The sequence below is a fragment of the Paraburkholderia sp. 22098 genome, from assembly GCF_052045935.1.
GTDB classification, from domain to species: domain Bacteria; phylum Pseudomonadota; class Gammaproteobacteria; order Burkholderiales; family Burkholderiaceae; genus Paraburkholderia; species Paraburkholderia caledonica.
The window spans coordinates 50227-71239 of record NZ_JBQEPV010000005.1; the positions used below are offsets into that span (position 1 = coordinate 50227).

Consider the following 21013-nt stretch of genomic DNA (forward strand, 5'->3'; position numbering starts at 1 on the left):
TCGAAAGGAAAGGGCGGTGACGAAGCAGAGAATAGCGCGGAGGCCGCGGCGCGTGTGAGCGCGCCGGGTAGAAACTGCAAGAGTCGATCAGAGGATCACATAGACCTTGCGCATGGTCTCGTCCACTTCCCAAAGACCTTCGGTATTGGCCTCGAAAAACAGCGTGTCGCCGCTCGCAAAGTGGATCGTCTCCTCGTTGTCGGGCGTAAAGCGCCCATGCCCGGCGATGATGTGCATCACTTCGGCCTGCTTGACCGAGCGGCGGTAAGTGCCGGCCGAGCATTCGAAGATGCCGGTGTCGATGGTTTCCGTTCCTTTGATCACCCGTTGTACGCCCGAGACGCGGATCGGCGTGGTGCCGGGCAGTCCAGCCGTGCCCCAGTCCTCCAGATTCTGCAGATTCACGCTTTGTTTGATTTGTTGAACCTTCATGGCTTTAGCCGCCTTATATAAATGCACGCGCCCGCTTACTGGCCGCTGGTTAAAGTGTTGGCAATGGTTTGTTCGATCTTGCCGAGGCGCACGACCGTCACGCCGGGGCGCAGTTGGCGCAGCGAAGGCATGACGAGCATGCAGTTGTCGTAAGGCGTGGTGACGGCTTCGCCGTTGGACCAGCCGATGACGGCGCCGGCTTCAGGAAAGATTTCGAGCCCGGTGTACGGCCCGGCGAAACGAAAGTCCATGCTCGTTGCGACGACCGGTTCCGTTACGCGCACGATTTGCTGCACAGGCGGCAACGGCGCGAGCCAGTCAGGCGGCAGATCGCTCTCGTCGACCACACCGGCGAGCAGCAGGAAACGCGCGGTCGTGTCGCGCGCCACTGCCACGGCAGTCTGTTCCCAGTGCTGCCCGCATTCGATCAGCAACGCGTTCTTCGGGCTGGCTGCGTCGCCAAAGCCTTCATAGTCGCGCATGCGGCGGCCTTCCGGATGGCCTTCGTCGCAGATCACGGTGGCCGGTGTACCGAGTTGCGTGGCGAGATCGATGCCTTTTTGCAGCGGCCCGGCCACGATCAGCGGCTTGCTCTTCTCGTGCATCGAGTGCAGATCGAGCAACAGGTCGACGCCGTCGATAACCGGCCGCATCGCCCGCGCGCGCGTTAGTTCGCTGGAGGTTCGCGACACATCGTCGAGCATGGCGGCGGTCCAGACGCGGTTGAAGTCCTGATCGACGAACCGGGCGGCGTCAGGCTTCGCGGGATCGAAGCTCAGGTAAGCCGCGACGTTCGCGAACGCGAGCGTGAGGCGTCCGCGCCGCGGGCGCAACGCGCGTCGCAGCAGGTCGTCCACGACAATCGCGCCACACACTTCGTTGCCGTGCGTGAGCGCGTTGATCATGACGTGCGGGCCGGGCACGCCGGAGTCGAACGTATGGACGTAGGCAATGCCCGACGGCGATTGTTCATGTGCCGAGATGTCGGGGAACTCGACCTCGATGGGGTAGGTTTCCATGCTCATGCGAAAGGGTCCTGGCAGGAAGATTAGCGAGCTTCAGCCGAGTTTCGCGGCAATGGCCTGACCGACTTCGGTCGTGTTCGCCTTACCGCCAAGGTCGCCGGTATGCGGGCCTTCAACCAGTGTCGCTTCGATTGCAGCCAGAATCGCGTCGTGCGCCTCGCGTTCTTTGCCCTCGTGATTGCCGAGGAAGTCGAGCATCATCGCCGCGGACCAGATCATCGCGATCGGATTGGCGATGTTCTTGCCGGCGATGTCCGGCGCCGAGCCATGCACCGGCTCGAACAGCGAAGGAAACTTGCGGTCCGGGTTCAGATTGCCGGACGGCGCGAGCCCAATCGTGCCCGTGCACGCGGGACCGAGATCGGACAGGATGTCGCCGAACAGATTGGTAGCCACCACCACGTCGAAACGATCCGGGTTCAACACGAAGCGCGCGCAGAGAATGTCGATGTGCTGCTTGTCCCACGTGACGTCCGGGTACTGCGCCGCAATGCCGGCCGCGCATTTGTCCCACCACGGCATGCTGATCGCAATACCGTTGCTCTTTGTCGCAACGGTGATCTTCTTGCGCTCGCGACGTTGCGCGAGATCGAACGCGAACTTCAACACGCGTTCGCTGCCGTGCCGCGTGAATACCGATTCCTGCAGTACGAACTCACGCTCCGTGCCTTCGAACATCACGCCGCCTACCGACGAATACTCGCCTTCGGTGTTTTCACGCACGATCCAGAAGTCGATGTCGCCCGCCTTGCGACCCGCGAGCGGCGACGGCACGCCGGCAAAAAGACGCGCCGGGCGCAGGTTGATGTACTGGTCGAATTCGCGGCGGAACTTGAGCAGCGAGCCCCACAGCGAAATGTGGTCGGGCACCGTGTCGGGCCAACCCACCGCGCCGAACAGAATTGCGTCCGCCGATTGCAGTTGCGCCTTCCAGTCGTCGGGCATCATCTGGCCGTGCTTCGCGTAGTAGTCGCAGCTCGCCCATTCGATGTGCTGATACTCGAGTTCGATGCCAAAGCGCGCTTTCACCGTGTCGAGCACGCGAAGCGCTTCGGGCATGACTTCGACGCCGATGCCGTCGCCGGGAATGACAGCGATTCGATATTTTTTCGACATGTTGTGCTCCTCCATTAGGGCTAGTACTGATTCGATAACGGTTATTCTATTCCTGCAGTTTGGCTCTAAAATGATCGCTTTAGTTAAGCCACTGTGCACGATTCGTGTACAAACCTCCACGCCAGTGAGCGACCTATGAACGCCGCCCCGTCACCCGATCTCGGCGATTTGCGCGTGTTTTGCGAAGTCGCGCGCAAAGCCAGTTTCAGCGCGGCGGCGGAGGCGTTGTCCGTGTCCGCAGCTTATGTGAGCAAGCGGATCAATGTGCTGGAGACTACGCTTGGCACGCGTTTGTTGCACCGGTCTACGCGGCGCGTGGCGATCACGGAAGCCGGCGAGCGCGTCTATACGTGGGCCGAGAAGATTCTCGACGACGTCGATCAGCTGGTGGAAGACGTGTCGACTACGCGCCGCATTCCTGGCGGCAAGCTGCGTATATCCAGCAGCTTCGGTTTCGGCCGGCGCTTCGTTGCACCCGCACTCGCGGGGTTTTCCGAACGTTATCCGCAGTTGAGCGTGCGCCTCGACCTGTTCGACCGGCTCGTCGATGTGGCCGGCGAAGGCTTCGATCTGGACATTCGTATTGGCGACGACATCGCGCCGCATCTGATCGCGCGGCGGCTCGCATCGAATCACCGCGTGCTATGCGCGTCGCCCGACTACCTCGCGCGGCATGGCGCGCCGCGTCAACTAGCCGATCTGTCGTCGCATGCGTGTCTCGCGATCAAGGAGCGCGATCATCCGTTCGGATTGTGGCGCTTGACCGTGCGCGGCGAAGCGGCGTCGATCAAGGTCACGGGACCGTTGTCGACCAATCATGGCGAGGTGGCGGTGCAATGGGCGCTGGCCGGACGCGGCATCGTGCTGCGTTCGATGTGGGACGTGCGGCCGCTGCTGGAAAGCGGGCAGTTGCAGCAGGTATTGCCGGAGGTGACGCAGCCGGCGAACTTGTGGGCGGTGTATCCGGCGCGGCTCGCGCAGTCGGCGAAAGTGCGGGTCTGCGTGGACTTCCTCAGCGAGGAGTTCGCCCAGTGGAGCCCGCCGGAACACAGCGCCTGACTTTGCCTAGTGATGATTCTGCGAGAACAACGTTTCGAGCGGATAGTGGCTCTTCACAAACGGCGACTTGATGATCACGTAGCTGAAGTACTTTTCAATGCCGATGTCGCGTTCCAGTAAGCCTTCAATAATGCTTTGGTAATGGCTCACGCTGCGCGTGACGAACTTGAGCAGGTAATCGTAGCCGCCGCTTGCGAGATGGCACTCCACGATCTCATCGACGTCGCGAATCGCATTCACGAACTTCGTGAAGTCTTCGCGCCGGTGATCGGCGAGCGTGACTTCGGTGAAAACGATCTGCACGTCGCCCAGCTTTTCGAGCTGGATCTGCGCACCATAGCCGATTATGTAGCCGGCTTTCTCCAGGCGCTTGACGCGAATCAGGCAGGGGCTGGGCGAAAGGCCAACCGCATCGGCAAGCTCGACGTTGGTTATGCGGCCTTTCTTCTGCAACTGCGAAAGTATGCGCAGGTCAATACGGTCCAGCTTGCAATCGCTGCTCATCGTAACGTTGTAGCTCCGGCGGTTGGGGTAAGGGGCTTAAGGCGCCCTCTACTCTAGCATGCAGCGGCAGTACTTTTGACCTGGTTGTTAGCCGCGTTTTTGCCGCTTAGCGCGGCCCGAACCTCGGGTTGCGCGAGCACGTCGTCCAGGGTTTTTTCGAGCCGCTCAAACATCATGTCGAAGTCCGATTCGGTGTACGAGAGCGCCGGTGCAAAGCCGAGAATGTTGTCGCCGAACGCGCGGAAAATCAGGCGGTTTTCATACGCCGCAGCGGCAATGCGCTCCGACAGCTTGAGTGCCGGGTCGAATTGCGCCTTGCTGTCCTTGTTGGTGACGAGTTCGAGCGCGCCGAGCAAGCCGCGGTGACGCGAGTCGCCCACCAGAGGATGCTCGAGCAACGCGTCGAGACCACGCGCGAAACGCGGTGCACGCGCTGCGCCGTTCGCCAGCAGCCCGCCTTCGTGATAAAGCCGCAGCACTTCGAGACCGATTGCCGCGCTGACCGGATGCGCGGAATACGTGTGACCGTGGCCGACAATCGCTTCGGCGTCGCCATCGGCAATGCCTTGATAGATTTCGTCAGACATCAGCACGGCGCCCATCGGCGCGTAACCGGCGGTCAAACCCTTCGCGACGGTCATCAGGTCCGGCTCGACGCTTTCGCCCTGGCATGCGAAGAGCGGACCCGTGCGGCCGAAGCCCGTGATCACTTCATCCGCCAGGAAGAGAATGCCCAACTTGCGGCAGCTTTCGCGCATCGCCTTCAGCCAGCCGACCGGCGGCACGATTACGCCGCCCGAGCCTTGAATCGGCTCGCAGAAGAACGCGGCGACGTTGTCCGCGCCGAGTTCCGCGACCTTCGCTTCGAGCGCGGCGACCGAGGCGGCGATCAGCGCGGCGTCGTCGGCGAAATTGCTGCGGTATGCATACGGCGAGGGCAGGTGATGCTGGTTCGGCAACGGCAGATCGAAATTGCGGTGGAACGCGGGCAATGCAGTGAGCCCCGCCCCCATGCTGGACGACCCGTGATAGCCGCGTTGCAACGCGATGATGTGCTTCTTCGACGGGCGGCCCGTCGCGTTGAAGTAATGCGTGATGAAGCGGATTGCCGAGTCGACCGCGTCGGAGCCGCCGAGTGTGAAGTACACATGTTGCAGCGACGCCGGCGCCACGCTCGCCAGTTTCTGCGCGAGTTCGATCGCAGGTTCAGAGCCGAAATGGAAATAGCTCGTCGCGTAGGGCAGCTTTTTCATTTGCGCGGTGGCGGCTTCGACAATGCTCTGCTGGCCGTAGCCCACGTTCACGCACCACAAGCCGGAGAAGGCGTCGAGCAGTTCATTGCCGGCCGCGTCGCGCAGAAACGCGCCGCTGGCGGATTCGAGAACCGTGACGCCGCGAGCTTCGTGCGCACGATAGTTGATGACAGGGTGAATCAGATGCTGGCGGTCGGCTTCAATGAGCGATTGAATCGGCATGGTGGGTTCTCGTCGCGGGAAAGGGCTGTTGACGGTTCCATACTACTGATCCGGGGCGATCGCCCGCTTGCCTAAACAATTGCCTGAAAAGCGCGCGCGACGCGTTTTGATGCATGCCCTTAGCATTTTGTGCTGCGGACGTTGAAAAGTGCCGCCGGGCATGTGTTCAGTGACATGTGTGCCGCTTAATAGCCACGCGTACGGTCGATCTGACCGAGCATCGGCAGACCTTCGCGATGACGGCGCAAGTTGTCGAGCACCACGTCGACGGCGGTATCGGGCCGCGTGGCGCTGGCGATATGCGGCGTGATCCGCACGCGTGGATGCGTCCACCACGGATGGCCGGCCGGCAACGGCTCGGGATCCGTCACGTCGAGAATCGCGTTGAGGAGTTGACCGCTGTCGAGTGCTGCGAGCAGATCCGGCTGATTCAGTTGCGGGCCGCGCCCGGTTTGAATCAGCGATGCGCCGCGCGGCAGCCTGGCAAACAGGCTCGCGTCGAGCAGACCGCGTGTGGCGGAGGTGAGCGGCAACAGGCAAACCAGTATGTCGGTGCGCGCGAGAAACGCGTCGAGCGAGCCTTCGCCCGCATAACATTCGACGCCTTCTATTTCACGCGGCGAGCGGCTCCAGCCCGCGCATGCAAAACCGAAAAGGCGCAGCCGTTCCAGAACCGCGGTGCCGAGCACGCCGAGTCCGAGTACGCCGATGCGCCGTTGCGCAGCCGGCTTCAGCGGCATTTCGCGCCACACTTGCTGTTGTTGCTGAAGACCGTAGTCGAACAGATCGCGATGAATCGTCAGCGCGGCCTGTGTGACGTATTCGACCATTCCTTCCACGATCCCCGGTTCGATCATCCGCACGACCGGCACATGCGCCGGCACGCCCGACAGATCGAATTGATCGATGCCCGCGCCCACTGAAAACACCACTTCCAGATTGGGAAACGTGAGCGTGGGATTGGCAGGCGGTTGCCAGGCGGCGAGATAGCGGATCGCGGCGGGATCGCCGTGATCGGGCCAGATATGAAACGGTAGGTCGGGCGCCTTCTCGGCGAAGAGTTTCGCCCATTGCGCCCCACGCGCCGGGTCTGCTTTATAGAGGAAGGCCATGACGGGTCAGAAAATCGCCTGATTGATGATGCCGTACTGCACGCAACCTGTCGCCTTGGCCGCCACGCTTTCCGGCGCTGCGTTGCGCACCATTCTGACGACGGTGTCCACGCGCGGCAGGCCGAGCTGTTCGAGCCATTCGGTCAGACCGCTATCGCCCGGTGTATCGACGCGCACGAAGACGCCCTCATTGAGCGCGAGCCAGTGGCTGATGAGCGCCTTCGCGCGGCTCGCGTCGCCGGAATGAGGCGCGACCACCGGGCCGATCGCAAAGCCGCGTCCGAAGCGGCGAAAGAGCGCGAAGCCGACGAGTTCGCCGTCGCGGTCGAGCGCAATGCCGTCGGCGTTCTCCAGCAGCGCGGGCAGGACCTCGCTGCGATCGAGGCCGCTTGCCTGCGAAGCCAGTTCCACGAGCCGCGCGGTGTCGCTTGAACCTAACGGACGCAGACGCTCGCCGGGCGGCAACGACACGAGCGGTGGCTGAAACGCCGCGCCCTGATGCTGGTCGAGCGTGCCGGCCGCGCGGAAGCCGAGCTTCTCGTAAAGCGGCTGACCGGCGGGGGTTGCGTGCAGGAACGTGATCCGGCCGCCGAGTTCTTCCAACACAAGCTCCATCAGCCTTCTGCCGATGCCGTGTCCTTGCCGCGCCGGCGACACGATCACCATGCCGAGCGACGCACGGTCCGCGCCGTACTTCCAGCAGAGCGCAGTGCCGATCACGCCGCTCGCGTCTTCCGCGACGAAACCCACGCCGAGTTGCACGACGAATCTCCAGTCATCGGCGCGATGCGGCCATTTGAGTTCGACCGTCAACGCATGAGCGGCGTCTATGTCGTCGAGGGTAAAGCGTCTATAGGTAATCGAATCGGGCACGCCGCACTCCATGAATGGCTAAAGGCTTACGCGTCACTTTGTCATCCAGGGCGCGGTGTGACTAGGACGATCTTTCTATGTGACGCGCTTCAGAGGGCCGCATTGCAATTCGATGCAAAACACCAGGTCTGCACATGCATTACAGGCGGGTTCTGCTGCGGGGCGAATTTTGTCGGCGACATATGCCGGGCACGCGGCTCTACGATTTTGTCATTGCGATGACCTGCTACCAACGCAGCGCAGGCGGTTTGATTCAGTCACCAGGGCGCCGGCGTGCGCGCCCGGCCCACGCGAGCCAAGCCTGGCAAGGCTTCCAGCCGGTAACCGCAGACTGTGCTGCGCAACGGCCTCAAAACGAATGGTTTGTGTCACAAGCAGCGCGCGAATCAGGAACATCTATGTTTTTGCGCTGATTAAATCTTTTACAGGAATGAGCTTTCCCTGTTTTCGCCAATGAGCTCGACGCGAGTTCACCATCACGATAGGACTGCACCATGATCGAATTCGAACCGAAATACATTACCTTCGACTGCTACGGCACGCTGACCAGATTCCGCATGGCCGAGATGACGCGCGAACTGTACGGCCACATTCTGAAGGCCGACGACCTCGAAAAGCTGGTCGCGTTCTACGCCGGCTATCGCCGCGACGAAGTGCTGGGCGCATGGAAGCCGTATCGCGATGTCGTGGTGAATGCGCTGCGCCGTGCGTGCGCGCGCATGAATGTCGAATTCAATGAAGCCGGTGCGCAGAAGATCTATGAAGCAGTGCCGACGTGGGGTCCGCATCCGGACGTGCCCGAAGGTCTTTCGCGCCTTGCAAAGAAGTACAAGCTCGTGATTCTGTCGAACGCGTCGAATGACCAGATCCAGAGCAACGTCGACAAGCTCGGCGCGCCGTTCCATGCGGTGTTCACGGCAGAGCAGGCGCAATCGTACAAGCCGCGCATGCAAGGCTTCGAGTACATGTTCGACAAGCTGAACTGCAATCCGGAAGACGTGTTGCACGTGTCGTCGAGCCTGCGCTATGACCTCATGACCGTGCACGACATGGGCGTCAAACATAAGGCCTTCATCAACCGCGGTCATGAACCGTCGACGCCGTATTACCAGTACTACGAAGTCGACGGCATTCCGGGCCTGGCCGCCGAACTCGGCCTGTAAGCATCTGCCGAACAGAGGACACACCGGATGAAGCTCGAATCCTATTGGCTCGACACCGCGCCGCCGTTCGTCACGGCGTGTGAAGGCCCGGTCGACGGCCTCGCCGACGTGGTGGTGATCGGCGCGGGTTTCACCGGCTTGTCGGCGGCGCTCGCGCTGGGTAAGCGCGGCGCGTCGGTAACGGTGGTGGACGCTGGGCGCGTTGGCGGCGGTGCATCCGGCCGCAACGGCGGGCAGGTGAATACGGGTGTCGCGCAAGACTTTGTCGCGCTCGCCGCGCAACTCGGTATCGAGCGCGCCAGCGCGTGTTACCGCGCGTTTGCCGATGCCGTCGACACGGTCGAGCGTTTGATCCGCGAAGAGCAGATCGACTGCGACTACCTGGCGTCCGGCAAGCTGAAGCTCGCGTCGAAGCCGCATCATCTCGCGCATCTGGAAAAGACCGCCGATCTGATTCGCCGCACGGTCGATACCGACATTGAACTGATCGACGGAGAACGTATTCGCAGCGAGGTTCAGTCCGACAGTTTTCATGGCGGATTGCTGCAACGTCACGGCGGTCAGATGCATATGGGCAAGTTCACGGTCGGGCTCGCCGAGGCCGCGGTTCGTCGCGGTGCGAAGCTGTATGAAAACGCGGCGGTCACGTCGATCGTGAAAGACGGCGGCGCGCATCGCGTCGTCACCACGCGCGGCGAAGTGCGTGCAAAGCAGGTGTTGATCGCAACCGGCCCGTCGCGCCATGGACCGTTCGGCTGGTATCGGCGGCGTCTTGCTCCGGTCGGGTCGTTCATCGTGGTCACCGAGCCTTTGCCGCCCGAACTGTTGGCGAAGGTGTTGCCGAACCGGCGCGCTTATACGACCACGCGCCTGATGCACAACTACTTCCGCGTGACGCCCGACTCGCGTCTGCTGTTCGGCGGCCGCGCGCGTTTCACGGCGTCGGAACGCCCGTCCGATGCGAAGAGCGGGCGCATCCTGCAACAAGGTCTGGCCGCGATGTTCCCGATGCTGTCGAGTGCGCGCATCGACTATTGCTGGGGCGGTCTGGTGGACATCAGCGCCGACCGTCTCCCGCACGCCGGGCAACACGACGGCATTTATTTTTCGATGGGTTACAGCGGCCACGGCACGCAGATGTCCACACACATGGGTCAGGTGATGGCGGACGTCATGGACGGCCGCGAAGACCGCAACCCGTGGGGCGAGTCGGAATGGGCCGCGATACCGGGCAACACCGGCAAGCCCTGGTTCCTGCCGCTCGTGGGGACGTACTACCGTATCAAAGACATCTTTTATTGAAGTCCTGTTCTTGTGTTTGTTATTGAGCCCCACGCAGTCATCACAACTGCCCACCCTTGCGGAGAAGTTCGATGGATAAGGAAAACTCGAAACATGGCGCTTATGACCTCGGTAACGGGTTGGAGCAATTAACAGCCCGGGGCGCCTCGCGACGCGATGTGCTGCGCGCGATGGCCGCGGCCGGGATGATGTCGATGACGGGCGCCGGGCTGCTGAGCGCAAGCGGCGCTGCTCTCGCGCAGGCGGCGCCCAGGCAGGGCGGCAAGATTCGCGTGGCGACACAGTCGGCGTCCGCGTCTGACACGCTCGATCCCGCGAAAGGGGCGCTCGCGACCGACTACGTTCGTTGCAACATGTTCTACAACGGCTTGACCGAACTCGACTCGCATCTGGGCGCGAAGATGGCGCTCGCCACGTCGCTCGATACGAAAGACGCGACCGTGTGGGTCGTCAAGCTGCGCAACGGCGTGCAGTTTCACGACGGCAAGTCGCTCGCGCCCGCCGACGTCGTCTATTCGATCATGCGCCATAAGGACCCGGCGACAGCGTCGAAGGCCAAGACGCTCGCCGATCAGATCAAGGAAGTAAAGGCCACGGGTCCGGACGAAGTGACGATCACGCTCGAAGGCGCGAACGCCGACTTGCCGGTGATCCTCGCGACGTCGCACTTCCTTATCATCAAGGACGGCACCAAGGACTTCAAGACGGCTGTGGGCACCGGTCCGTTCAAGGTCAAGGAATTCTCGCCGGGCGTTCGCACGGTCGGCGTGAAGAACGAGAAATACTGGAAGCCGGGCCTGCCGCATCTGGACGAGATAGAACTGATCGGCATCGGCGACGAATCGGCACGCGTGAACGCGCTGCTTTCCGGCGACGTGCAACTGATCAACGCGGTCAGCCCGCGCTCGGCGCCGCGCATCAAGGGCACGGCCGGCTTCTCCGTGCTGGAAACGAAAACCGGCCAGTACACGGATCTGGTCGTTCGCGACGAAGGCGGCATTACCGGCACCGACGATTTTCGGCGAGGCATGATGTACCTGCAGGATCGCGAGCAGATTCGCCGCGCGGTCTTTCAGGGCTACGGCGCGATCGGCAACGATCAGCCGATCGATCCGACCAACAAGTACTACCTGGCCGGTTTGCCGCAACGCAAATTCGATCTGGACAAGGCGAAGTATCACTTCCAGAAGGCCAAGGTCGGCAGCACGCCGATCCAGATTTTCGCTTCGCCGGCGGCTGAAGGTTCGGTTGAAATGGCAATGCTGCTTCAGCAGGTCGGGCCGCAAGCGGGCTTGAACCTGCAGGTCACGCGCGTGCCGGCGGACGGCTACTGGTCGAATCACTGGATGAAGCATCCGCTCGGTTACGGTTCCGTCAACGCGCGCCCGAGCGCCGATGTGCTGCTCACGCAGTTCTTCAAGTCGGATGCGCCATGGAACGAGGCGAACTGGAAGAGTGCGAAGTTCGACCAGTTGCTGGTTGCGGCGCGTGGTGAACCGGACGACGCCAAGCGTAAGCAGATCTACGGCGACATCCAGGTGCTCGTGCATGAAAACGGCGGCATCGGCATTCCGCTGTTCCAGAGTTCGCTCGACGCCTATACGAGCAAGCTCAAGGGCCTCGGCTCGATTCCGCTTGCAGGTCTGATGGGTTTTGCATTTGCTGAAAACGTCTGGCTAGAGGCGTAATGTAAAGGCGCTCCGGTTCGCTGAACCGGGGCGCCGTTTCCCCCGCAATACGCAATGCGCGCAATCCGCGCCAAACGTGCACGGCTCGCCGTTGCGACGCGGCGCGCATGCTGCAAAAAAGGAGGCGACTTTCAATGAAAGCACACGCGCAACGACTCATTGCCGCGCGCCTCGGCCTCGCGCTGCTCACGCTCCTGCTGGTCTCGGCAATCGTGTTCGGCGTGACGGGCCTGCTTCCCGGCGATGCCGCGCAACAGGCGCTCGGCCAGGCGGCCACGCCGGAGGCCGTCGCCGCCCTGCGGCATCAGTTCGGGCTCGATCAGCCCGCGCTGCAACGCTACTTCGAGTGGCTCCTTCATATTGTGACCGGCAACTTCGGCACGTCGTTGTCGAACAATCTGCCCGTTAGCCAGTTGATCGCGACGCGCCTGCCGAACTCGCTCGTGCTCGCCGGTTTGACCGCGGTGGTGTCGGTGCCGGTCGCGCTGGTAATCGGTATCGCGTCGGCGATGTTTCGCGGCTCGCTGCTCGACCGTGCGCTCAATGTGCTGACGCTGTCGACCGTGGCCGTTCCCGAGTTTCTCGTCGCGACGGTCGCGGTGCTCATTTTCGCCGTCAAGCTACGCTGGCTGCCCGCGCTGTCGTACCTGTCCGAGGTGAATTCGTTCGGCGCGCTGCTGCGCATCTACGCGATGCCGGTCATGACGCTGTGCTGCGTGATCGTCGCGCAGATGGCACGCATGACGCGCGCCGCCGTGCTCGATCAACTCAACTCGTCGTATGTGGAAATGGCGTTGCTCAAGGGGGCGTCGCCGGGCCGCGTGGTGTTGCGCCATGTGCTGCCGAACACCATTGGGCCGATTGCCAATGCGGTCGCGCTGAGCCTTTCGTATCTGTTCGGCGGCGTAGTGATCGTCGAGTCGATCTTCAATTATCCGGGCCTTGCGAGCCTGATGGTCGACGCCGTGACGAATCGCGACATGCCGCTCGTGCAAGGCTGCGTGATGGTGTTTTGCGCCGCGTATCTCGCGCTCGTGCTGATCGCGGATCTGTGTCAGATCGTATCCAACCCGAGGCTGCGTCGATGATGAGCCGACCTACCAATCCCCACGTTCCTCACGCCGGCACCGAGCTATACGACGTCAGCCGCGATGAACTCGTCGCCGAGACGCCACCCGTCGAAGTGGTGAGCGCTAAGCAGAATGTGTTGCAACGCCTCGTGCAGCGCTTTTCGGTGCTCGGCCTGCTTGGCCTGCTCATGGTCCTGTTCTGGCTGCTGGTCGCGTTCGTCGGACCGCTGGTCGCGCCATACAAAGGCGGCGCGCTGACGTCGACGGAAATCTTCGGCCGCTATAGCGCGGCCTATCCGCTCGGCACGGATTATCTCGGCCGGGACATGCTAAGCCGCATTCTGTACGGCGCGCGCTATACGGTGGGCCTCGCGCTCGCCGCCGCGTTGCTCGCGAGCGTAATCGGCACGTTCTTCGGACTGCTCGCGGCGGTGTCCGGCAAATGGATGGATGAAGTGTTGAGCCGCCTGTTCGATGCGCTGATTTCGATTCCGAGCAAGGTGCTCGCGCTCGTCGTGATCGCCGCGTTCGGATCGTCGATCACGATGCTCACCACGGTTGCCGCGCTCGCCTACATTCCAGGCGCGTTTCGTATCTCGCGTTCGCTCGCGTTGAACCTGATGGGCCTGGAATACGTGCAGGTGGCCCGCGCGCGGGGCGAAGGCCTGCTGTATATCGCGCGCGTCGAGGTGCTGCCGAACATGATCCATCCGATGCTCGCGGATTTCGGGCTGCGCTTCGTGTTCATCGTGCTGCTGTTGAGCGGCCTGAGCTTTCTCGGCCTCGGCGTGCAGCCGCCTAACGCCGACTGGGGTTCGCTCGTGCGCGAGAACATCGGCGGCTTGTCGGAAGGCGCACCCGCAGTCCTGATGCCGGCGGTGGCGATTGCCACGCTGACCATCGGCATGAATCTGCTGATCGACAACTTGCGGCGTCGCAGCCGTAGCCACGGAGACGCATGATGGCCGACCGGCACATGATTGAAGTGAAGGGGTTGCGTGTCGTCGCGGGCGCGGCGAACGGGCCGGTGACGGAGATCGTCAAGGGCGTCGACTTTTCGGTGGCGAAGGGCGAGGTGCTCGCGCTGATCGGCGAGTCCGGTTCGGGCAAGACGACCATTGCGCTGTCGCTGCTCGGCTATGCTCGCGCGGGCTGCTCGATCAGCGGCGGCTCGGTGCGCATCGGCGACGTCGACGTGCTGTCGCTCGACGCCCGGGGACGCCGCGCATTGCGCGCACGCACCGTCGCGTATGTCGCACAGAGCGCGGCGGCCGGCTTTAATCCGGCGCGCACGATCATGGATCAGGTCACCGAGCCTGCGCTGCTGCATCAGTTGATGACCAAAGACGCCGCGCGGACCAAGGCAATCGGGCTCTTTCGCGCGCTCGCGTTGCCTGCGCCGGAAACCATCGGCGAACGTTATCCGCATCAGGTATCCGGCGGGCAATTGCAGCGCTTGATGGCCGCGATGGCGCTGATTACCGATCCGGCTGTCGTCGTGTTCGACGAACCGACTACCGCGCTCGACGTCACCACGCAAATCGAAGTGCTTGCCGCCTTCAAGAAGGTGGTGCGCGAACTCGGCACGACTGCTGTGTATGTGTCGCACGATCTTGCCGTGGTCGCGCAGATGGCCGATCGCATCGTCGTGCTGAACGGCGGTGCGGTGAAGGAGAACGGCGCGGTCGCCCAGGTGCTCGACGCGCCCGTCGACGCCTACACTCGTCAGCTGCTCGCCGCGACGCGCCGCCCGGAAGCGTCATTCGACACGCCGCCAGAAGAGGCAAAGCGCGTGGCGCCGCTGCTGGAGATCCGCGGACTGTCCGCGGGTTATGGCCGCATCGACCGTTCCGGCGTACCCGCCGTGCGGGTGCTCGACGACGTGAGTCTCACCATTGCCCGCGGTAGCGCGCTCGGTGTGATCGGCGAATCGGGCTCGGGCAAGACGACGCTCGCGCGTGTGGTTGCGGGGCTCGTCGACCGCGCACGCGGCGACGTGCTGTTCAATGGCGAGCCACTGCCGGCGCAACTGTCGCGGCGCACGACCGAGCAGTACCGGCAGATCCAGATCGTGTTCCAGAACGCGGACACCGCGCTGAACCCGAGCCATTCGATTGCGGACATTCTGGGCCGGCCGCTCGCGTTCTATCACCATCTGCGTGGCGCTGCTGTAAAGAAACGCATGCTCGCGCTGCTCGATCTGGTGAAGCTGCCGGCTTCCATCGCGACTCGCACGCCTGCCGGTTTGTCCGGCGGCCAGAAGCAACGCGTCAATCTGGCGCGCGCGCTCGCCGCCGATCCCGCGTTGATTCTCTGCGACGAAGTGACCTCCGCGCTCGACACCGTGGTCGGCGCGGCGATTCTCGATCTGCTCGCCGAGTTGCGGCGCGAGCTTGGCGTGTCGTACATGTTCATCAGCCACGACATTTCCACCGTGCGCGCGATCTGCGACGAAGTGATCGTGCTGTACGCGGGTCAGCGCGTCGAAGCAGGACAGCGCGACGTGCTCGCCGCGCCGCCGTATCACCCGTACACGGAGTTGCTCGTGGATTCGGTGCCCGAACTGAGGCCCGGCTGGCTCGACGCGCGCCGTCACGTGGCTGCTTGCGCATTGCCCGCGATGGGCGAGAGCGCCGACGTGCCCGAACTCTGTTCGTTCCGGTCACGTTGCCCCGTGCGAATCGACGGTATGTGCAATATGACCGCGCCGTCGCTCAAGAAACTTCCTTCCGGCGCTGAGATTCTTTGCCATCATTCGGCGGCCGAGCTCAGCCGTTTGCAGACCCTGGAGACGATCCCGGCATGAACCAGCGATTTGTGCGGCTCGCGGAAACCGGTCGCAAGACCTTCCCGATTACCGTCGACGGTGTGCTACGCGAAGCCGCTGAAGGCGACACGCTGATGGTCGCGTTGCTCACGAGCGGAAGCACGTTGCGCGATTCCGAATTCGGCGATGGCCGCCGCGCCGGTTTCTGTCTGATGGGCGCCTGCCAGGACTGCTGGGTGTGGACCGCGAAAGGCGAGCGTGTGCGCGCATGCAGCACGCCGGCGGCACCCGGCATGTCGATCGTGACCAGACTGGCCGAAGCCGGGGAGGGCGTATGGCCCCGCGTGTAATCGTGATCGGCGCGGGACCGGCGGGGGTGCGTGCCGCTGAGGCGCTTGTCGAAGCCGGGCTGCGTCCAACCGTTATCGACGAAGGCCGGCGCGACGGCGGACAGATATACCGGCGTCAGCCTGAAGGTTTCTCGCGCAGCTATGACACGCTTTATGGCACGGAGTCGGAGCGCGCCGCTTCGTTGCATCAGAGCTTCGATTCGCTGAGAAGCAGGCTCGATTATCTGCCTGAAACGCTCGTCTGGAATATCTCGGCGAATGCGGTGCACACAGTGAGCGGCACACGTTACGGCACGCTGCCGTTCGACGCGCTGATCATTTGCAGCGGCGCAACCGATCGGCTGATGCCCGTCAAAGGCTGGCATCAGGCGGGCACGTATAGCCTTGGCGGCGCGCAGGTCGCGCTGAAATCGCAAGGCTGCGCAATCGGCTCGCGCATCGTCATGATGGGCAGCGGGCCTCTGCTGTATCTCGTGTCCGCACAATATGTGAAGGCGGGCGCGCAGATCGCGGCGGTGCTCGACACGTCGACCTTCATGCAGCGCGTCGCCGCGTTGCCGCGCTTGCTCGCGATTCCCGCAGCGCTCAAGAAGGGCATTGCGTTGACGCGCGTGTTGTCGAAAGCCCGCGTGCCGGTTTATCGCGGCGTGCAGCCTCTGGAGATCAAAGGTTCCCCGCAAACGGGCGTGAGCGCCGTGGAAGCGGCGCTGCCGGGCGGCAAGCGCATCGAGTTAGCGTGCGATGCGGTCGCGCTCGGCTATCACTTGCGCCCGGAAACACAACTTGCGGATCTGGCCGGTTGCCGCTTTGTTTTCGACGACGAAGCGCAGCAGTGGCTCGCGCAAGTGGACAACGACGGCCGCAGTAGCGTCAAAGGCGTCTATCTCGCGGGCGACGGCGCGCGCGTGCGCGGCGCGGACGCAGCGGAACGTTCCGGCCGCCTCGCGGCGCTCGCCGTCATGCACGACCACGGCATGCAGACGGGAAGCATGCAGGACATGGAAGGCTTGCGCGCTGAACTGGCGCGCTTCTCACGCTTTGCTGCGGGCTTGCGCGAAGCGTTTCCGTGGCCGACGAAGTTCGCTGCGTCGCTGCCGGACGAGACCATTGTTTGCCGCTGCGAAGCGATTACTGCGGGCGAGTTGCGTCGCGTCGTATGCGAGGCGGGCGCGCGGGAAGCCAATCGCGCAAAGGCGTTTTCGCGCGTTGGCATGGGGCGCTGCCAGGGGCGCTATTGCGCTCACGCGGGCGCGGAGATCATTGCGGCGGCCGCTTGCGTGCCGTTGTCGTCGGTGGGACGGTTGCGCGGCCAGGCGCCCGTCAAGCCGCTGCCTGTTGCACTGACCGAGGCACTCACCGAGGAGGTGACGCAATGAGCGCGGCCAATCGCAACGAAGCGGACGTCATCGTGATCGGCGGCGGCATCATGGGCACCACGACGACGTTCTTCCTGAGCCGGCGCAATCGCTCGGTGATTCTGCTGGAACGCGGTCTGACGGGGCAGCAGGCGAGCGGTGTGAACTTTGGCGGCATTCGGCGGCAAGGCCGCGCATTGCCGCAACTGGCGATGGCCAACCGCGCGTTGCGTACGTGGCAGCGTTCGGTTGAATTGCTCGGCGACGATGTCGAGTTTCTGCCGGTCGGCCATACGCGCGTGTGCTATCACCAGAAAGACGTCGAGAATTTCGAGCAGTACGCGATCGACGCGTGCGCTCACGGGCTTGAGCTCGAAGTGCTGCACGGCGAAGCGATGTTCCGGCGCTTTCCGTTTCTTGGACGCGAAGTGCTGGCTGCGTCCATCTCGCCGCTCGACGGCCACGCGAATCCGCGACTGGCCGCGCCCGCATTCGGACGCGCGGCGGCGCGGCTCGGCGCGCAGGTGATCGAGAACACGGAGATCGTGCGTGTCGAAAAAGACGGCGACCGTTTTCGCGTGGAAAGCGCGCAGGGCGACGTGTACCGCGCCGCGCAACTGGTCATTTGTGCGGGCGCCTGGGCGACGCGTCTGACCGAACAGTTCGGCGAGGGTGCGCCGCTTACTGTGAGCGGCCCGCAAATGTGCGTGACGGAGCCGGTGCCCTACGTGTTCAAATCGTCGATGGGTGTGTTCACGTCCATCAAGCAGGAAGGCATCTACTTCCGGCAGATTCCGCGCGGCAACATCATCGTCGGTGGCGGTCCTGCCGGGCCGGCCGATCCGGTGACGAGCCGCGCGTCGGTCCTGCCTCAAAACACGGTGCGTCAGCTCGCGCAGATGCGGCGCCTCGTCCCCGCGCTGGCGCCGTTGCATGTGATTCGTGTGTGGAGCGGCGTCGAAAGTTATCTGCCCGACGGCGAACCGGTGATCGGTCCGAGCAGCAAGGTCGACGGTCTTTTCTATGCATTCGGCTTCAACGGTGCCGGGTTTCAGATTGGCCCGGGTGTCGGCGAGACGATGGCGGAGCTCGTCGATACGGGCAGCACGCCGATTCCACTGGACAAGTTCGCCATTCAGCGTTTCGCAAAAGAAGCGGCGCCTCGCTCGAGCATCGTGACGTCATGAAACAGTCCATCAGCCTTAATGCCGCGCGGGCCTTCATCGAAGCTCATTTCAACGAGCCGGTGACGCTCGCGCAACTCGCGGCACTGTCCGCGCTCAGCGTGTCGCGCTTCGCGACGGTGTTCCGGCAGCAATACGGTTCTTCGCCGTATCGCTATCTGTGCGGCGTGCGGATTCAGCGTGCGCAGACGATGCTGCTTGAAGGCGTGCCCGGCTCGGTGGTAGCCACCGAGGTCGGTTTCTTCGACCAAAGCCACTTTGGCCGGCACTTCAAACGATGCTGCGGCATGACGCCCAGCATGTTTATTCAACGCGCGACGGCCAATCCTGGCACTGCGGGCAAGCAGTGCAACGTGAGCGCGAAAGCTAGCGCGGTGCGTTCAGCTTCCGCCATAAGGTCGTCTTGCTGATGCCGAGCGCGTCGCAAACGGCGTCGCGGTCGCCGCCGTGCGCGGCAAGGGCGGCACGGATCTCGTCGGCTTCCACATGACGGCTGCGTTCGCGCAACGTGAGCGCGGCTTTCTTCGAGCGCGTGTGGTGCGGCTCGGTGATCTCGGGCGCGATGGTGCGCAGCATGTCGCGTGTAATGAGCGGTTGCGCGATTGCAGCGTTCCGGCTTGGGCTGGTTTGTGCTGCGGCGTCCGCATGTAGGCCCACGTTCGTCTCGGTCTCCATCTCGGCAAGCTCGACCGCGATGCGCTCGACCACATTCTGCAATTCCCTCACGTTGCCGGGCCACGCATAGCGCTGCAACGGCTCCGCGAGCCCGGCAAGAACGCGTTCAGCAGCGGCGGCGTCGGGCAGACGCGCGGCGAGCCTCGGCTCACGCGCTGCGGCTTGCAATAACAACTCGACGGCGAGCGGAATCAGGTCCGTTGGACGCTCGCGCAGCGGCGGCAGCGCAATGCTGAGAATGTTGAGCCGGTAGTACAGATCGGCGCGGAAAGTACCGGCTTCGATGCCCGCAGTCAACGCACGGTGCGTCGCCGCGACAACACGAATGTCGACGCGCGTGGGTTCGGTCGAGCCGAGCCGCACGACTTCCCGCTCCTGCAGCACGCGCAACAAGCGGCTTTGCAACGAGAGCGGCATTTCGCCGATTTCATCGAGAAACAGCGTGCCGCGATGCGCGACTTCAATCAACCCGGCCTTGCCGCCTTTGCGCGCGCCGGTGAACGCGCCTTCTTCGTAGCCGAACAACTCGCTTTCCAGTAAAGCTTCGGGGAAGGCGCCGCAATTAATGGCGACGAACGCGAAGTCGCGCCGCGCGCTCAGGTGATGCATGCTTTGCGCGACCATCTCCTTGCCGGTGCCGCTCTCGCCGAGAATCAACACGGTAGCGTCCGACCTTGCGTAACGCTGCACGAGCGCGCGCACCCGTTGCATGGATTCCGACGCGCCGACCATGTCTTCGAGCCGATACCGCGCGCTGAACTGCTGCACACGCTGACGCGAGCGCAATGTGCGGTCGAGCCGCTCGACCGCGCGCGATTCCTGGAACGTCAGCACCGTGCCCGCCGCGGCTCCGCTCGTTGCAAGCGGCCCGCGATGTACGACATAGCTCGCGCCGCGTACCGTGCAGAACGCGTCGCCGTCCGAATCGGGCAGGCTGCCGTCGAGATCCGGTGCAAGGTCGAGGAACGTGCGGCCCACTGCATTTGCCGCGTCGATACCGAGCACGGCGGCAAGACGCTGGTTCATCGCTTCTACGCGGCCTTGCGAGTCGAGCGCGACGACGCCGTCGCGCAAATGTTGCAGCAGATTGTCGAGCCGTTGACGGCGGATCGTTTCGCGCCGCGTGGCTTGCGCGACTTCGAGCGCCGTGTCGAAACCCGCACGCACCGACGCGCGTGAGTAGAGAAACACAGCGCCCATGCCGGCGTTCGCGGCCAGGTCGGTCACGAGGCCTGGGCCGACCACCACGTCCACGCCCCGGTCGCGTAGATCGAGCACGACGCTTTCCGCGTCTTGCGCCGACTGATGCGAGGCGAACGTCACGTCGAGCCCGAATGCGGTGACGAAGCGGCGAACCTCGTCGGGCGTATTGCCGTGCGTGACCAATGCGACTTTCGAGCCGTCGCGGCGAGCGCGCGCGAGCGCGTGCATTACGTCGAAGCCCGTTGGCGTGATCATCACGACCGGCACGGCGACGCGCGTCTTCAGATAAGCGCCGTTCGAGCCGCCCGCGATGACGACATCGGGACGCGACGCTCCGGCGGCCTCGATTTCACGAACGGCGTCTTCGAAACCTTGCGCAACGATGCGCAGGTCGGCGCGCTCCACATATTCGCCGGCGATGTCGAAAAACAGGTCGCGCAGGCGGCTGATGCTGAGCGCCCAGATGCGCGGGCGCTGGACGGGGTCGAAGGGGCCAGTGCTCACGGCAGTAGCGCGCGGTGCGCTCTCGGTTGGCTAGACGCCGTCATTATGCTCGCATCCATTTCAAAAATGAAATTCTCCTATTTCATGAGTGAAATCATCGGCATTTCGCAGAAGGCGGGATCTTCTTCGAAACAGGCACTTAGCGCCCGCCGCAGC

At 63.4% G+C, this 21013-nt stretch carries 19 protein-coding genes; 11 read left to right on the forward strand and 8 right to left on the reverse strand.

Annotation, left to right across the window (positions count from 1 at the left end; translation table 11 throughout):
- Positions 1–87: 87 nt before the first annotated feature.
- The 3 genes from ACTJLB_RS11945 to ACTJLB_RS11955 are packed head-to-tail and all read right to left on the reverse strand — an operon-like array spanning position 88 to position 2573.
- Positions 88–432 (reverse strand): cupin domain-containing protein, encoded by a 345-nt coding sequence (locus ACTJLB_RS11945; RefSeq protein ID WP_440783374.1) that lies wholly within the window; start codon positions 430–432, stop codon positions 88–90.
- Between the two features lie 35 nt (positions 433–467).
- Positions 468–1457 carry a succinylglutamate desuccinylase gene (locus tag ACTJLB_RS11950; RefSeq protein WP_440783375.1) on the reverse strand — a complete coding sequence of 330 codons (990 nt, stop codon included), beginning with the start codon at positions 1455–1457 and terminating at the stop codon, positions 468–470.
- Between the two features lie 33 nt (positions 1458–1490).
- Positions 1491–2573 (reverse strand): tartrate dehydrogenase, encoded by a 1083-nt coding sequence (locus tag ACTJLB_RS11955; protein ID WP_027780318.1) that lies wholly within the window; start codon positions 2571–2573, stop codon positions 1491–1493.
- Positions 2574–2708: 135 nt separating this feature from the next.
- Here ACTJLB_RS11955 and ACTJLB_RS11960 point away from each other — a divergent pair, with 135 nt between their 5' ends.
- Positions 2709–3632 (forward strand): LysR substrate-binding domain-containing protein, encoded by a 924-nt coding sequence (locus tag ACTJLB_RS11960; RefSeq protein ID WP_020071325.1) that lies wholly within the window; start codon positions 2709–2711, stop codon positions 3630–3632.
- A gap of 6 nt (positions 3633–3638) precedes the next feature.
- On the opposite strand, the gene ACTJLB_RS11965 is transcribed toward ACTJLB_RS11960, so the two are convergent.
- The 4 genes from ACTJLB_RS11965 to ACTJLB_RS11980 form a co-directional block, all read right to left on the reverse strand.
- Positions 3639–4136: an Lrp/AsnC family transcriptional regulator gene (locus ACTJLB_RS11965; RefSeq protein WP_020071324.1), complete on the reverse strand. Its 498-nt coding sequence runs from the start codon at positions 4134–4136 to the stop codon at positions 3639–3641.
- A gap of 53 nt (positions 4137–4189) precedes the next feature.
- Positions 4190–5611 carry an aspartate aminotransferase family protein gene (locus tag ACTJLB_RS11970; RefSeq protein ID WP_440783376.1) on the reverse strand — a complete coding sequence of 474 codons (1422 nt, stop codon included), beginning with the start codon at positions 5609–5611 and terminating at the stop codon, positions 4190–4192.
- Between the two features lie 185 nt (positions 5612–5796).
- Positions 5797–6723, reverse strand: coding sequence for a 2-hydroxyacid dehydrogenase (locus ACTJLB_RS11975; protein ID WP_440783377.1), 927 nt, complete (start codon positions 6721–6723; stop codon positions 5797–5799).
- Positions 6724–6729: 6 nt separating this feature from the next.
- Complete coding sequence (locus tag ACTJLB_RS11980; protein WP_440783378.1) at positions 6730–7608, reverse strand: GNAT family N-acetyltransferase; 879 nt, start codon at positions 7606–7608, stop codon at positions 6730–6732.
- Between the two features lie 482 nt (positions 7609–8090).
- Here ACTJLB_RS11980 and ACTJLB_RS11985 point away from each other — a divergent pair, with 482 nt between their 5' ends.
- From ACTJLB_RS11985 to ACTJLB_RS12030, 10 genes are all read left to right on the forward strand, one after another.
- A complete protein-coding gene (locus ACTJLB_RS11985) occupies positions 8091–8759 on the forward strand; it encodes a haloacid dehalogenase type II (RefSeq protein WP_088175860.1) in 669 nt (222 codons plus the stop codon).
- A gap of 27 nt (positions 8760–8786) precedes the next feature.
- Positions 8787–10061, forward strand: a complete 1275-nt coding sequence (locus ACTJLB_RS11990; RefSeq protein ID WP_440783379.1) for an NAD(P)/FAD-dependent oxidoreductase — start codon at positions 8787–8789, stop codon at positions 10059–10061.
- Positions 10062–10132: 71 nt separating this feature from the next.
- Positions 10133–11749 carry an ABC transporter substrate-binding protein gene (locus tag ACTJLB_RS11995; protein WP_408416037.1) on the forward strand — a complete coding sequence of 539 codons (1617 nt, stop codon included), beginning with the start codon at positions 10133–10135 and terminating at the stop codon, positions 11747–11749.
- Between the two features lie 134 nt (positions 11750–11883).
- Entirely contained in the window at positions 11884–12837 is a 954-nt protein-coding gene (locus ACTJLB_RS12000; RefSeq protein WP_020071316.1) for an ABC transporter permease, read from the forward strand.
- The gene (locus ACTJLB_RS12005) at positions 12834–13781 is read left to right on the forward strand and encodes an ABC transporter permease (RefSeq protein WP_408416035.1); all 948 of its coding nucleotides are present in this window, start codon (positions 12834–12836) and stop codon (positions 13779–13781) included. Before ACTJLB_RS12000 ends, ACTJLB_RS12005 begins: the two co-directional genes overlap by 4 nt.
- Positions 13781–15625, forward strand: coding sequence for an ABC transporter ATP-binding protein (locus tag ACTJLB_RS12010; RefSeq protein ID WP_440783609.1), 1845 nt, complete (start codon positions 13781–13783; stop codon positions 15623–15625). The genes ACTJLB_RS12005 and ACTJLB_RS12010 overlap by 1 nt, the downstream gene beginning before the upstream one ends.
- Positions 15622–15936: a (2Fe-2S)-binding protein gene (locus tag ACTJLB_RS12015; protein ID WP_440783380.1), complete on the forward strand. Its 315-nt coding sequence runs from the start codon at positions 15622–15624 to the stop codon at positions 15934–15936. Before ACTJLB_RS12010 ends, ACTJLB_RS12015 begins: the two co-directional genes overlap by 4 nt.
- Positions 15921–17312: an FAD-dependent oxidoreductase gene (locus ACTJLB_RS12020; RefSeq protein WP_440783382.1), complete on the forward strand. Its 1392-nt coding sequence runs from the start codon at positions 15921–15923 to the stop codon at positions 17310–17312. Before ACTJLB_RS12015 ends, ACTJLB_RS12020 begins: the two co-directional genes overlap by 16 nt.
- Entirely contained in the window at positions 17309–18478 is a 1170-nt protein-coding gene (locus ACTJLB_RS12025; RefSeq protein WP_440783383.1) for an NAD(P)/FAD-dependent oxidoreductase, read from the forward strand. Before ACTJLB_RS12020 ends, ACTJLB_RS12025 begins: the two co-directional genes overlap by 4 nt.
- Entirely contained in the window at positions 18475–18885 is a 411-nt protein-coding gene (locus ACTJLB_RS12030) for a helix-turn-helix domain-containing protein (RefSeq protein WP_020071310.1), read from the forward strand. The genes ACTJLB_RS12025 and ACTJLB_RS12030 overlap by 4 nt, the downstream gene beginning before the upstream one ends.
- Here ACTJLB_RS12030 and prpR read toward each other — a convergent pair.
- Entirely contained in the window at positions 18842–20857 is a 2016-nt protein-coding gene (gene prpR, locus ACTJLB_RS12035; protein WP_440783384.1) for a propionate catabolism operon regulatory protein PrpR, read from the reverse strand. The genes ACTJLB_RS12030 and prpR overlap by 44 nt on opposite strands.
- Between the last annotated feature and the right edge of the window lie 156 nt (positions 20858–21013).